At 40.4% G+C, this 14,491-nt stretch carries 9 protein-coding genes; 1 reads left to right on the top strand and 8 read right to left on the bottom strand.

What is annotated here, in order from left to right:
- Window positions 1–40: 40 nt before the first annotated feature.
- The 7 genes from QUE03_RS15550 to QUE03_RS15580 form a co-directional block, all read right to left on the bottom strand.
- Window positions 41–1,102: an aminotransferase class I/II-fold pyridoxal phosphate-dependent enzyme gene (locus tag QUE03_RS15550; RefSeq protein WP_286262863.1), complete on the bottom strand. Its 1,062-nt coding sequence runs from the start codon at window positions 1,100–1,102 to the stop codon at window positions 41–43.
- 98 nt (window positions 1,103–1,200) lie between these two features.
- Window positions 1,201–3,294 (bottom strand): 5-histidylcysteine sulfoxide synthase, encoded by a 2,094-nt coding sequence (ovoA, locus tag QUE03_RS15555; RefSeq protein WP_286262864.1) that lies wholly within the window; start codon window positions 3,292–3,294, stop codon window positions 1,201–1,203.
- Between the two features lie 17 nt (window positions 3,295–3,311).
- The gene (locus tag QUE03_RS15560; protein ID WP_286262865.1) at window positions 3,312–4,451 is read right to left on the bottom strand and encodes a hypothetical protein; all 1,140 of its coding nucleotides are present in this window, start codon (window positions 4,449–4,451) and stop codon (window positions 3,312–3,314) included.
- A 6-nt stretch (window positions 4,452–4,457) separates the two neighbouring features.
- Window positions 4,458–6,338: a tetratricopeptide repeat-containing diguanylate cyclase gene (locus QUE03_RS15565; protein WP_286262866.1), complete on the bottom strand. Its 1,881-nt coding sequence runs from the start codon at window positions 6,336–6,338 to the stop codon at window positions 4,458–4,460.
- 227 nt (window positions 6,339–6,565) lie between these two features.
- Window positions 6,566–7,681, bottom strand: coding sequence for an efflux RND transporter periplasmic adaptor subunit (locus tag QUE03_RS15570; protein WP_286262867.1), 1,116 nt, complete (start codon window positions 7,679–7,681; stop codon window positions 6,566–6,568).
- A 12-nt stretch (window positions 7,682–7,693) separates the two neighbouring features.
- Window positions 7,694–10,840 carry an efflux RND transporter permease subunit gene (locus QUE03_RS15575; protein WP_350227391.1) on the bottom strand — a complete coding sequence of 1,049 codons (3,147 nt, stop codon included), beginning with the start codon at window positions 10,838–10,840 and terminating at the stop codon, window positions 7,694–7,696.
- A gap of 394 nt (window positions 10,841–11,234) precedes the next feature.
- A complete protein-coding gene (locus QUE03_RS15580; RefSeq protein ID WP_286262868.1) occupies window positions 11,235–11,573 on the bottom strand; it encodes a tRNA-binding protein in 339 nt (112 codons plus the stop codon).
- Window positions 11,574–11,805: 232 nt separating this feature from the next.
- Between QUE03_RS15580 and QUE03_RS15585 the strand changes: the two genes are divergently transcribed.
- The gene (locus tag QUE03_RS15585) at window positions 11,806–13,203 is read left to right on the top strand and encodes a transporter substrate-binding domain-containing diguanylate cyclase (protein WP_286262869.1); all 1,398 of its coding nucleotides are present in this window, start codon (window positions 11,806–11,808) and stop codon (window positions 13,201–13,203) included.
- Window positions 13,204–13,237: 34 nt separating this feature from the next.
- On the opposite strand, the gene QUE03_RS15590 is transcribed toward QUE03_RS15585, so the two are convergent.
- The gene (locus tag QUE03_RS15590) at window positions 13,238–14,230 is read right to left on the bottom strand and encodes an aldose epimerase family protein (protein ID WP_286262870.1); all 993 of its coding nucleotides are present in this window, start codon (window positions 14,228–14,230) and stop codon (window positions 13,238–13,240) included.
- Window positions 14,231–14,491: the final 261 nt, after the last annotated feature.

Below are 14,491 nucleotides of genomic sequence, written 5' to 3' on the forward strand. Positions count from 1 at the left end.
AAGAAAGGTTTAATTAGATATGTAACAACTTATGTAACATTCATTGCTTGTTAATAAGTTTATTCAGCGCTTTCAGCCCATGACGCAGATTCCGCTGGCCTAAACCAACACGAACATATGATTCATTTAAGCCAAATAAACTTACCGGTAAAAGCAATATGCCTGTTTGTTCTGCTAAGTATTTTAATACTGGCTCTAAGGGAGTTCCAAGGTTGACTTTCACCAATGCCAGCAACCCTGCTTGCGGAGGGTGCCATGAAAAAACATCATGATATTGTGCAATAAACTGTTTAAGTAAATGTTTGTTCTCAGATACGATCTTCTGATTACGTCGAATAATTTGATCAGCATGTTCTAAAGCAATTTCAGCCAAAGTTTCATCTACTCGGCTTGTACATATACTTCCTCGAGCTTTAATAGAGATCATAGATTTGATTAACAATTTACACGGTGTTACTGCCCAGCCGATTCGCACACCACCTAATCCAAAAGACTTAGACATCACAGAAACTACAACACTTTTTTCATAATCTAAGAAATCATGAGCAAGCGTAGAGTTGATATTGGTCTGTCCTGATTCACCATGAGTTATAGCTTGACTGACATCATCACTAAGCACATAGCAATTAACTTGCTGGGCTAACGCGAGTACCTGTTGTTGCTGTGCAGGTGTGAGCACCATGCCTGTTGGGTTATGAGGAGCATTAATAACGATCAGTTTCGTTTTTTGATTCACCATTTTTTTTAGCTGTTCGATGTCGAATCGCCATTGATTGGCATCGGACAACAAAATGGGTTTTACCCTAGCACCATAAATTGATGGCATCGACATCAAGGATGGATAACATGGGGTGCAAACTATGACTTCATCATCAGGTTGTAAGAGGCTTTGATAAATTGCTGCTAGCGCTTCTTGAGCACCAGAAAAAGTCGTTACCTGTGATGGAATGAGTTTTCGCTGATGACGATTTTGCTCTTGATGAAAATTGGCTATTTTCGCTCTGAGTGACTCGCTACCTTGAAGCGATGTGTAATCAAGCTCTTCTTGATAAAGTGTCTGAGCACGTTCAGGTGACAAGGCCATTAACTCTTTCAATGTCATCGTCTGCGCACAGGAGTGACTCAAATTATATTTGATCTGGGTTTTGAGCTCACGTGTATAATTTATGTGAGCAGGAAGCTCTATACGTTTAAGCCCGCTCACTTGACTCGCCAAACACTCAATTGCTTTTGACTCACTATATGATTGCGTCGGTTAACTTTAAGCTCTTGGGTCAGTTCGTCTTCAGCTAACAACTCGAAATGAGGTACCAACAGCTGAGTTAAGCTATCAAAACCAGTGACGTTTTCCCCGTTTATTTTCACGCCGCTAAATGCCCTTGTCTCAGTACGCTTTTGCCTATCAGAGCCAAAATCGGTAACAATGCACAATAAGCCTCCTACGTTTATTTTTTGGTGTACCTCTTTAAAGAACAGTGTTGGGTCATAATGTGATTCAATCAAATGCTGCACCAAGATCAAATCATAACCTGTAAGTATCGCTTTTAGATTGGCTGCATCTCCTTGGCTAAACAAAACATGTTGTGCCGTTTGCAAGTCAAGACGATTAAGTTGAACCTCCTTATAATCAACCAGTTCACCTTCAGCGATGAGTTGATAACGTACCGCTTTATCCTGCTGTAATTGGACCCCATGTTGTATCAATCGCGCAGAAAAGTCGACCGCATCAATTGCGTCAAATATTGATGCAAGTTCAAACGACGTTCGACCGACACTGCAACCTAAATCCAGCATTTTTTGAGTTTTACAGTGATAAAACTCAATGTAATGACGTACTTTGCTGGCCAAATGCTTTTGATAATTTTGTGCCAATATGACCGGGTCACCGTAATGAGACTCTAACTGCTGGCAAACATCAGCGTCAGTTTCAAACGGATTGACTTTGAGCCTAGGGATCTCACTCGATTTACTTGTTACATACCTAAAACCAGCATGCTGAAAAAAATGACGCCTAAATGCATAACGTGCACTGTTGATCGCTTCATTACCAGTAGAGATCCACGAGCCTCCTTTGATTAAATTGTGCTTACCATCAAAGGTAGGTGTTGAAAAATCGTCGTAAAGCGGATGAACATTGAAGCCTTTAAATGCGTCGATTTCTGATTCTGTCCATTGCCATACATTGCCTGAAATGTCGCAGAAATCCCCTTGCTCAAATACGTTCACTGGACAACTAGAGGCATAGCATTCTAAATTAACATTAGCCTTTACTGAACTTTGACTAGCCTTAGCATCAGCGTATGTCTCTCTTAATAAATACCATTCCGGCTCAGAAGGTAAACGGACGATACCTTGCTCGACACTGCTTTTCCAATTACAAAACGCCTTCGCTTCTAAGTAATTCACTTCAACAGGCCAGTTAAGGGGCAGTGGAACAAGTTCAAGCAAATTGCGTTGATAATATTGGTTGTTCTTTTTATACCAAAAGCGTGGCATAGACGCCTGTCGGTATGAAAGCCACTGCTGGCCTTCCTCTGTCCAATATTGTGGTGACTGATATCCACCAGCCTCAATAAAGCCTAAATACTCTTGATTAGAGACTAAATATTGACTGGCTTTAAAATCGGGGACATCAACTTGAGCATGGCCATACTCATTGTCCCAACCAAAGGTCCGATCATCACTGCTTTTACCTAACGTTACAGTACGGCCAGAGACATTATTCAATTTATTTACTGGTCCTTCTCCCGAGTCTGGGCAAGTCGGCCAATGCTCTGAGGAAGATAGGTGTTCAAGCGGTAACATTCGCATGATCACCGACGAGGTTTCTAAATGAATCCGCTCATGCTCAATCCCCATTAAAATTACCCAGGCGAGTGAGTCTTGGCTGATCGGTAATGTCAGATCCATGTTGTCAATCAATTTGCAAACCAACTGAATGACTTGGTTTCTATAATGGCGAACTTCACTAACACTAGGCCAGTCATAATGAGTAGCGTCAAGATCATCCCAACTCATCTCGTCAACACCTACAGCACAGATGGCTTCCAGACGCTCGTTGATACGTTGGTCAATATATTTACCCAATAATAACTTATTAACAAAAAACGTGGCGGTATGCCCATAATAGAAAATCAACGGATGTCTTAACGGCTCTGGACGCTGGTAAAATGCGTCGTCATTATTAATCAAACCAAACAAAGACTCATAACTGGACCATGAGTTTAGTAAATATAGCTTTAGTTCGGTTTTTTTTTCCTCAACACTCTTTCCTGTTAGTGCTGGAGTATTCATTTGATTCTTAATGATAGTCATAACAATTTTTCGTGCAGTTTATTGTTCGGTAATAACGTATTAATTATTGTATGTTTTAATATGTTGCCTAAATCACCGCAGTTAATATATTCCTCATCAACTGCACACATTATCGCAGCGCTTCGGTTAACCCTATGACTTAGCCAATTACTTTGTTCAAATAGACTTAATGCATCAAAACCTGATGTATCGTCACTCATTTTACTTGGCAGAGATTCATTGGCTTGAACTACGTTAAGTCGCTGATAACACTTACCTTCAAGATAAATTTCTAGTGCATCAAGTACATTAGCTAGTGCAAAAATCACATTGAAAAATGGATTATACTGACGACTTGATGCCCCTAATCGATGTTCAATTCTTGCCGTTTTTTGCCAATTTTGTTGTTCTACTAATGTCTGTTGAAACTGGTCTAAAATCAAGGCTTCTACGCCCATAGGCTGATTATGTTTGCCCTGCTTTTTGTACAGCGCAATGCTGCCTTGATGTCCGCCAGAGATATCAGACGGGGAGCACAATTCGTCGGTCAAACCATATTTAGTCTTTAGCACCAAGCGCTCGTATGCTTCGGGCTCAGGTAAATAAAGTAAGCAACAAGCTAAACTTGTATTGATAAAACACTGTTGCAAATATTCACCAAAATATTGATCGCTAATGATATTTTCACCATCTGCGTTTAATGCACTCACATTGATCTGAACTGCATTGGGAATATGAACCGCTCTACTTTCAGGAGTAAAAATGTTTTTGCTTCCTAGTGCCAATTTGCCCTCATCACCAGACCAAACCACGGGTTTAATCAATGTGTCATATACGCCTTGCTCAGCAAACCATACCGGTAGTTTATTTATGGCAAAGGCAAGATTTTGTGCTTCCTTCAAAGGTGTTTGACCGGCAAAGTTGGAAACATATTCCCATTGGTGTTGCCAGTATTCTGGTACCAATGTCGCTTCAATATGATGATGGTTGAGTTTAGCGTTTATTGAATCAAAATTAATAGACGAATCAGGGAGGTGATGTGGAAACTGGCAACAGCCTTCCAATTCAAAATGAATCACAGGTGAAAAGCCCAAGTGTTTGATGTGGGCTTGCAGTAGAACAATAACCTGACTTGCTAATTTATCAGCTGAAAGCATAGTGTTTTAAGGGCTGGGGGTATAAATAACAACACGATTCTTTCCTTGTTGTTTTGCCTGATAAAGCGCTTTATCTGATTGTATATATAGTGAAGCTCTGTCTGAAGCGGCTTCACCTAGCGCGGTGATGCCAATACTAACCGTTATCGCTACTTGCTCGTTTTTATCCGTACAATAAAACTCATTTTGAATATTTTCTTTTAAACGTTCAGCCACCTGTAAGGCCAACTCACTATCGGTGCGAGGTAAAATACAGAAAAATTCTTCTCCACCAATTCTGCCGACAATATCCCCCGTGCGCAAGGTGGCTTGTGTGATCTCAACCGTACGGCGAAGCACATCATCACCGAACGGGTGACCGTATTGATCATTAACTTGTTTAAAGTCATCAATATCAAATAGAAGCACGGACAATTCGCCTCGAGTACCTGAGGTATTTTTCAATATTTTCTCTAAATAATCAAAAATATAGCGGCGATTAAAGACACCGGTAAGAGAGTCAGTAATAGATAGCGCAAAAACTTTTTTGTTGTTTCGATACTGGATAAATACGATCACCAAAATCAACGCAATCACAAAAAGCGCAAACAAAATCAAAAAATACTGCTGCCGCGTTTCTTGTTCTTTTTGCTTTACCTGCAACAACTGAAATCTCTCACGATCTTTTAATGCCGTAATTTCGATATCTAAACGTTCCAGATCCATGGTTTCACGGATTTTGATAATTTTTTGACTGGAGTTCTTGATAAGCAAATCTGTGTATTGCTCATAGAAGTTTTTAAGTTGTTCATAGCCCGCTTCTTTATCTCCTTGGGCATACAGTAACATTCCCTCTAGTTTAACCAACGCAAGCTGCCAAGTGGTGCCGTCAAGTTCTGGAATGGTATCAAAGATTGCCGTCGCTTTGTCTAGTGCCTCTTGTGCCTCAACTAGTTTATCCTGACTAATTAAGCACTCCGCTTTTCGCTTTAAAAGTTCGGCATTGTAATCTTCTTGGCCATGTAAAGTAAGCGCATAATCAATCACCGGTATGGCGCTTTCACAATCACCTTGTTCGGCGTAGGTCATGCCTAGCCCATACTCACCAAAAAAACTGATATCTTGATTTGGTGTGTAAGCAATTTTATCACGGTACTGAGTAAATTTTTGAATAGCTAAGTCGTATTTCTTCCAATAACGATACGTTGTCGCTAAGCCATAAATGGCTTCTGCAATATAGGGCTGATAACCTAACCGTTCATAGGTGTCTAGCGCTTTCTGATAATAGTCTATCGACTTCTCATAGTCATCCATATACCCATAAATCGCGCCATAGACTTCATTGATAACAGCAATTAAGAAATGATCATTGAGTGCGTACGCTTCCACATACGCTTCTTGCATATCAGCGAGTGAAGCTTCATAACGCTCTTGTAATGTGCTGGTATATGCTGCTTCTTGCTTACCCCATACATACAAATAGTTTAATGAAGCTTGTCTGGATAACCTCATTGAACGTTCCAAATGCGCCAGTGATTCTTTGTATGAACCTTTACGTTGTGACACAACACCTTGATACACCGCTAAGGCACTAACAATCTCTACATCGGTAAATTCTGTAATGAGGGTGGAGGCGTAAGCGACAGTTTGTTCAAAATCATCAAATAAGTAGAGTAAATTTTCAGCTTGTGCTTTGCGGTACAGTAACCATAAAAAAGCATCTTCATCAAGTAAAGCACGCTTGTGCTTTTCAATCTCTATGAGTTGCAAATAAACAGGGTATGGATCTCGGTTTATATCATTTTCAATTGACTTAAAATGCTCGATAGAAATGGCTGCTTCTTTCGCAGAAACAACACTACATAGCAAAGAAAGTGAAATAACTAACACTTTTAAAATCGAAATCATCGAATACAGAAAACCGAGACTTAAGATCAGTTAACTTTACTTTAACATATTTATTCTGCAATGCGAGTGAGCATTTATACTATTTATCAAGCAACGTTACGTTGTTAATCAAGGAAAGTGAAAAGAGCGTGCTGGCAAAAACAGCACACTCTTAAAAAATTAAACCCAACAATGAGCTACCACAAATGGAGCCTACATCTCTATTTAATGAAGGCTAGTATTACCAATTATTGAAGCAATGCGACGGCTGTCGATTTTTCATCTCGACGGATTTTTTGACCTGATTGTAAGCGCTCACCGCCACGAATAATGACCTCATCTCCTGCATCGAGCAGACCAGATATAGCGACCCATTTACCTATCCCTTGCCCAACAAGGACGTTTACTTTCTGTGCCAAATCGTTTTCATCAACAATTAGCACAAAAGTTTCCTTTTCGCGCAGTACTATCGCATCACGTGGCACCATCGTTGAAATTTTTGTTTCTTGTTTAGGTAAAGAAACTGTTACCGCAGAACCGGAAAGCAAAGCTAGACCATCGGCAGACAGTCGCACATCAAAGGTTCGTGAAGATTGTTCCCCGGCTTGGCTCCATGTGCGAATTGGCAACTCCACCAAATTATCTTGCCACTTAACCAGTACCTTACTGTCTGCTTTTAAATAAGGCGCGATACTCAGCGGCGCAGAAATTTTAATATCAAGATGATGTGTATCAACTAAGTTAACTAGAGGACGACCCACGGTGATCAGCTCTCCTTCATTAACAAAGCGTTGGCTTATACTTCCCGCAAAAGGGGCTACTATTTGTGTTTTTTCAATCGCCAATTCCGTCAAGTTCATTTCCATTTCGAGTGCCACAACTTCGCTTTCAGCAATGGCCAAGTCTTTTGTGATCCGCTCTAACTCACTCAATGCTGTATTGTTCATCTGATTTAGTTTCGACATTCTTGCTTTTTGTTTCGTTAAATATTCCACATCAGCATGGTGTTGTTTGAGCTGTGCTTGTTGACGAGCAAACTGTAATTTCAAATGTCTGTTGTCAATTTTGGCTAATACCTGCCCTTTTTCAACCTCGGTACCGACCTCTTCTACCCATAATAGCTGACCAGTTTGCTCTGCCGACAGTGGTGAATTTTTTCGACTAATAACATTCCCAGGCAGCCACATAGTCGGGTTCACTTGTTCACTTTTAGCATATTCAATACTGACTAATTGGGCATTATCTGGTTTATTTTCTGCTGCATGACTCATTGCACTAAAAGCTGCAACTCCAATGAACAGACCTGTAATTAAATAAATTTTGGTTAATGATTTTGCCACTGAAACCGATGTAAAGTTTTTCATTGTTCATTCCTATTATTTATCTGTTGCACTTGACGAAACCAAGTTAACCAATGGTTTTGGATTTGAACTGGATTGGCTTGGCATAAGTTGTCTTGTTTTTAATTTTCCTAAACCAAAGTCATATCTATTAAGCCTTAATAAACACGGCAATAAGACAATGGTAAAAATAGTACTAACCGCTAGGCCACCGACAATAACCGCAGCAAGACCACGATAAATAACACTGCCTGTACCTGGCATTAATAACAGCGGTAACATGCCGAAAAAGCTTGTCGCTGTACTCATAAAGATGGGGCGTAATCTTAGGGTCAGCGCTTGATGTACAGATTTAGCTCTGCTCAGCCCTTCATGCTCGGCAAGCCTTGTTTGATGAACCAATAGAATCGCATTATTAACCACTAAACCCAGCAAAATGACAAAGCCAATCATGGTCAGGAGATCTAGTGGTTGGAAGACAAACACGTTCAACAATTGCAGTGCAAGAATACCGCCAACAGTCGCTAAAGGAATAGTGATTACCACTAGGGCACTGTCTTTGACTGATTTGAATAGTGCAGCCATCAATAAGAATAAGATCACTAAGGCGAATGCAAAGTTTTCACTCATTATGCCAATGGCTTTTTCTAGTTGATCGGCACTACCACCATATAAAATATTACCGTCATCAGGCATTACACCTTTCAACTTCGGCTCCACTTCAGCTTTAAGCGTTTCGATGGTTTCTTCTAATGACCAACCTTTTGGCGGATTGATATTTAAACTGATGGTACGGTTGCCGTCAATGCGTGTTAAACGTGTAGGCCCAACGGTGCGTTTAATGTCTACTAACTCAGAAAGCTGGGTAATTGAGCCATTACCAGTAACAATGGGGACGTCACCTAGGTTATCAGGATCGTCCCAACCATCAGCTCGTAAAATCATATTTAAGCGCTTAGTGCCATTAAAATATTCCCCTACATATAAGCCATCGCCTAAGGTACGAACAACACTGCCTAAGTTACGGCGGTTCCAACCTTGCTCTAATATACTGCGGTCATCAGGGGTTAGTCTTAATTCTGGCTCTGCCATTTCAACACCAGGGTTTGCTCGAACACTGACCTCAGGAATCGCTTCCTTAACCCATTCCATACCTTGTTTGGCAACGTTTTGTAAAGCTTGCGTATCTTTTGACTGCAAATGAATTTGTACCTGTCTACCGCCGCCAAAGCCGCCAAACAAGTTCCCTTGTACCGCAAATGCTCGTGTATCAGGTAAATCAACAAGTATTTCATTACGTACTAAAGCTAACAGTTCATCCACTTTAGATTGATCTTTTGCCCGCACCCCTAAACTGCCCCCAAACGGGCCACTGAAAATATAATAGTTCTTCAATGCTGGTTCTTTCGTACCGTCCATGTAAGGCTTTAATCGTTCAACGATTGGCGCAACGACTTCTCGCTCTGTTGTTTCAACATTGGCTCCCGGTGGATACGCTAAATTAGCGTCAACTGCATCACGTTTTACCGGTGGTAAATAGTCAAGTTTTGGCATGGCTAGGTACGTGACGCCAATAGGAACTAACAATAATAAAGTGGCAACCGATATACGTCTTGTTGACGTGTCGGTTAGTCTCATAACCGCTTTACTCATTTTTTGCCAAAGCGCTTGATTTGGATCTGTATTACCTTGATCTCTTAAAAAATACTTACTTAAAACAGGTAATAGCACGGCAGCCACTAACAAAGAGACTGAGACCGCAATAGCAATGGTTAATGCGAGGTCACCAAACAGTTGTCCTTCTATATCTTTCAAAAAGAATACAGGTAAGAAAATCGCCACCGTGGTTGCGGTAGATGCCAGTAATGCCCCCCACACCTGTTTGGCGCCAAGTTCTGCACTTTCGTGTTTATCGTGGCCTTTATCACGCATTCGGATAATATTTTCTAAGACTACAATCGCGGCATCAAGCACCATACCAACGGCAAAAGCAAGACCTGCTAACGAGATCACATTTAGCGACCGTCCGGTCATTTGAAGGACAATAAAGGTAGTAAACAAGCTAATAGGAATAGCTGTAGCAATAATCAGCGTTGCTCTGATCCGTCGGATAAATAGCCACAACACTGAAAGAGATAATACCACTCCTGCAAATAAATTATTTCTGACTAAATTTATCGCACGGTAAATAAACACGGAGGCATCAAATGACTGCACCATCACTAAATCTTTACTGGCTAACACTTCTTGATTGATGACTTCAACTTCTTGTTTAACGCGGTTGAGGGTATCAAGCACGTTGGCACCGTTGGCACGATCAACTCTCATTGAAAAAGCTGGGTTGCCATTTTGCACGGCCATTTGTTGTTTGTCTTGGCGGCGAACTTCAACCTTGGCAATATCACCTAAACGAATATTACTACCGTTGCGTGACTCAAGAATTAAATTGGTTAACTCATCAACTTTGTATTTACCATTAAAGCGCAATGTGTATTGACGTCGCCCAACATCAACAAAACCGCCAGAAACGTCATCACTCGCTGATACTAAAGCGATTAATTCTGGGATTGAAATACCGTATTCCGCCGCTTTTATCGGATCAAATCGAATTTGCAGTTCTTCTTTATTTTGATCAAGAAAGGTTTGGACCCCTGAAACCCCTTCAATAGCTTCTAGCCGCGGTCTAATAACATCATCCGCATAATCAATGTAGTGTTCAATGGATTGACTATTGCCCGGTAGCGCTTGTAAGAAAAACCACGTTAGCGCCGGCGTATTACCACCAAACCCTCCCAGCATCACACGAGGTGGTAAAGCATCACGTGGCTGATTTTGCACCCGTGTCATTCGGCTGATCACTTCCATCAACGTTTGTTGCATGTCCGTTTCAACACCAAACTCCAAATTAATAAATGCCCCCCCCCTATTGGCAAAGGCATTCATTGAATGCAACCCTGGGATACCTCGAAGTACTTGTTCTTGAGGTTCAATGATTTCAGACTCTACTTCTTGCGGCGAGGCGGCTCGCCAAAAAGTCTGTATCGCAATACGCGGACGTTCAATGTCAGGAAACAATTGAACAGGTAGCTTAAACAGGCTTATCACACCTAGTAGTAAAATTAAGGCAACACTGACCATAACAGCGGCTGGACTTTTGAGTGCCGTGGAAGTCAATTTCATCATTCTCTCCAGATCAAGGCTGATATCAATACTTGGTTAATATCAATTAGTCGCTTAAAGCTAGCAAAAGGTTTGAAAATGAAATGAATAATTACGCTGAACTACGATGAATTTACGATAAATGACGTAGAAGAAATTATTTGCAATTGTTGTACATATCCAGACACATTTGTCGAAATATTCAGCAACACATGATATTCAAGGATTGGAGCTATTGCTCAATATGCAAATAGGATGCACAGTTTTTAAAGAGGGGCGCTATACTCGAATATGGAACACTATCAGATACCATTCATCACAAAGTTTTGCCATGGTATGAAAATTAATTTGCGAGAAATTAGTTGGAATTTATTGAACATATTTGAATCGGTAATTTGGCGCTAAGGCTGAGTACTAACTACGCTAATCGTGCACCATTCTTGATTTCTTTATCGGGAACCGCAAGTACAACGGCCCCGTCTTCTCGATGAAAACCCGTGACTAAGCACTCAGACATTATCGGGCCTATTTGTTTGGCAGGAAAGTTAGTTACAGCCACTACTTTTTTACCAATTAATTCTTCTTTAGTGTATAAATCGGTAATTTGGGCGCTAGATTTTTTAACCCCTAATGGCTCACCAAAGTCGACATGTAATATGTAAGCAGGCTTACGTGCCTTAGGAAAGTCATTAACCTCAACAATTGTCCCAATGCGCATTTCGACTTGCTGAAAGTCATCCCATGTAATGGTATTCACGATACTCCACTCTAATGCAATCTATTGACATATTAATTCATAGTCACACGAAATTGCCTGAAGATCTATTTACTTTCTTAAGCATGTTAATGAATTAATTGCTTTTCCCATTATCTTGCGAATTTTACTTTACGATATTTATCTATATAGTTAATGAAGTTGTATATCTTTAAGTGCTTTCTAAAAAAGCCGTAATGTATCTACATCAGTAATCCAAGGACACATAATTACTATGATAAAGCGACTTTTCTGGCTGCCTTTGTTGTTAATTTTTTGTAAGGCGGTACAGGCCGATAATAACTTCACTTATTGTGTTGATCCTTCTTGGGCGCCTTATGAGTCAATAGAAAGTGGACAACATGTCGGTATTTCATCCCACTATTTAGCCTTAATTAGTCAATACAGCGGCCTAAACTTCACCCTGTTTCCCACCAAGTCATGGCAAGAGTCCATGACTGCATTTAAGCAAGGGCAATGTAAGGTCATTCCCATGCTTAATCAGTCGGAGCAACGAGAGAAAACAATGGCTTTTAGCCAAGAATACTTCAACGCTTCCAATGTGCTATACACCAACACCGCCACCAACAAATTATTGTTGGCTGGTTTTAGCAGTTTGACCAATGATAGAGTGGCGGTAGTTCAAGGGTATCGACTACATGATTTTTTAGAGAGTCAATACCCAAACCTGACCATCATCCCTGTGCTCAATGAAGAAATGGGACTAAAACAACTTTCTGAACATAATGTAGAATTCTTTGTCGGCTCCTTCTATTCATCAAACAGATTGATCCAAAAACTCACCTTAACCAACATAAAAATCGCCGGTATTTCTGAGTTACAAGACAGACTCAAAATTGGTGTTAGCCACGACATAAAGCATATTCTACCTCAAATTAATTCGGCCATTGCTCAACTAAGTGCACGGGATCATCGGCATGTCTTTAACCAAATACAAAGAACAGAGGTGGTTGCTAGAACCGATTATACCTTGGTCTGGAAAGTCACTGGAGTTGCACTATTAATTTTGCTAATCATAATAATCAAGCATTATGAGTCGCTAAAACAACGTAAAATTTTGTCAGTCAAGAACTCAGCACTTGAACGATTACGAGCAGCACTTGAACATAAAAATGAACAACTGGCAGAATTAACGATTAAAGATCATCTCACTGACCTCTACAACCGCCTGCATCTAAACGAACACATAGAAGCCAACATGCGACTTAAAGAACGTTATAATTCACCCTGTTGTTTGATTCTAATTGATATCGATGACTTTAAAAAATTCAATGATGAACATGGCCATAAAGTAGGTGATGATATTTTAAAGCAAGTAGCTCAAGTACTAAAAGAAGTGAGTCGCAATACCGATATTTGTGCTCGTTGGGGCGGAGAAGAGTTTGCTATTTTATGTCCAGAAACAGAGCTTGAAGCCGCACTTGCTTTAGCTAGTCGTTTTCAAGATAAATTAGCAACGTTGCGATCCCCTAATCATAAACAAGTCACCTGTAGCATTGGCATATCGGAGATCGCTTCAGGTGAAAATGAATCAAAGTGGTTTACCAATACAGACGAAGCGTTATATCAGGCCAAAGCCAAAGGAAAGAACTGTATTCATATCAATACTTGATAATGATTTTAACTGTTCCGTGCCCAACTTATAACTATTCCTCTTCGATATTATCTGCCTTAAGGGGGGGCGTGTTCAGTTTTGGTTTTACTAACTGATACTTTATCTGCGCACTAAAAGGCTCTTCTGGCGTGGTTAAATAAAAAGGAAATGTATCGATATTGGGGCTATTCGGATAAAACTGCGGTTCAAGGCAAAGACCTTCTTTCGAAGTAAACTTGCCATCTAAATGATGCCCTGTGTAAACCTGAAGCCCAGGGTAATCACTCATTACATGCAGCTGCAGCTTTTTATCCGGACTAATTAATTTCGCTTGGGGTTCAGTAGCGCTTCCAACAACAGTAAAGTTATGATCGACATTATCCCTACTTGCTTCACTGCTAAGTATTCTCGGCTGCCTAAAATCCAGCGAAGTCGCTTCAACCGGAATGATTTCTCCCGTGGGAATACCTTTACTACAGGTTTCAGTATAGCTTTCAGCAAACACTTGTAAAATATGATGCTGATGATCATTGCCAACTCCTGCTAAGTTAAAATAAGGATGACTCGTTGGGCCGATAACGGTAGGTTGTTCACTATCTGCGTAGATATCAATGATTAAGGCACTATCATCATTCAGTCGATAAACCACTTTGAAAGCAATGGGACCTGGGTAACCATTAAAACCATCATCTAACTGACAAGTGAGGACCAGCATTTGCTCCGATTGCTCTGTCACTTCCCAAAACATATCGCTAATGGCATTACGTCCGCCATGTAGGTGATTAACCCCTTCATTGGCATCCAATGTAATCAACTGGTCATCTATGAAAAACTCGGCACTGCCAATTCGGTTAGCAAATGGACCTACCATAGCGCCAAGATAGAAAGGGTCTTGTTGATAATCACTCAAGCTAGAATAGCCAAGAATAATATTTCTTTCTATGCCGTCAACATCGGTGTGCCATTGCAATAACCTAGCGCCAAAATTAGAAATACAAACTTCGTCACCGGCGGCATTACAAAGTACAAAGGAGCGTAATTTCATACTTATTACTAACCCAAATTAGATAGCACTATGGCCATACTGTTCTTACAAGTTGATCCACGACCCGATAACTTGTATGTGTAATTGGCAATAGATTCTCTTTCAATGATTTTAAAGTCAAGTGTATTTATGAAGTTAAGGGTCGTTTTACACCAATTCAGCGACTACTTTCATTCTCAAAAGCATAGTCAATGCACTGATAAACGTCATGTTTGATATCAAAAAAACTAACCGACAGCGAGGCAAAAAAAGTAGCAGTAT

The organism is Thalassotalea atypica (genome assembly GCF_030295975.1).
Classification (GTDB): Bacteria; Pseudomonadota; Gammaproteobacteria; order Enterobacterales; family Alteromonadaceae; genus Thalassotalea_F; species Thalassotalea_F atypica.

Excerpts from the sequence above, each read along its gene's own strand:
- QUE03_RS15550 (WP_286262863.1), bottom strand. The coding sequence starts at position 1,102 with ATGACATTGAAAGAGTTAATGGCCTTGTCACCTGAACGTGCTCAGACA.
- ovoA (WP_286262864.1), bottom strand. The coding sequence starts at position 3,294 with ATGAATACTCCAGCACTAACAGGAAAGAGTGTTGAGGAAAAAAAAACC.
- QUE03_RS15560 (WP_286262865.1), bottom strand. The coding sequence starts at position 4,451 with ATGCTTTCAGCTGATAAATTAGCAAGTCAGGTTATTGTTCTACTGCAA.
- QUE03_RS15565 (WP_286262866.1), bottom strand. The coding sequence starts at position 6,338 with ATGATTTCGATTTTAAAAGTGTTAGTTATTTCACTTTCTTTGCTATGT.
- QUE03_RS15570 (WP_286262867.1), bottom strand. The coding sequence starts at position 7,681 with ATGAAAAACTTTACATCGGTTTCAGTGGCAAAATCATTAACCAAAATT.
- QUE03_RS15575 (WP_350227391.1), bottom strand. The coding sequence starts at position 10,840 with ATGATGAAATTGACTTCCACGGCACTCAAAAGTCCAGCCGCTGTTATG.
- QUE03_RS15585 (WP_286262869.1), top strand. The coding sequence starts at position 11,806 with ATGATAAAGCGACTTTTCTGGCTGCCTTTGTTGTTAATTTTTTGTAAG.
- QUE03_RS15590 (WP_286262870.1), bottom strand. The coding sequence starts at position 14,230 with ATGAAATTACGCTCCTTTGTACTTTGTAATGCCGCCGGTGACGAAGTT.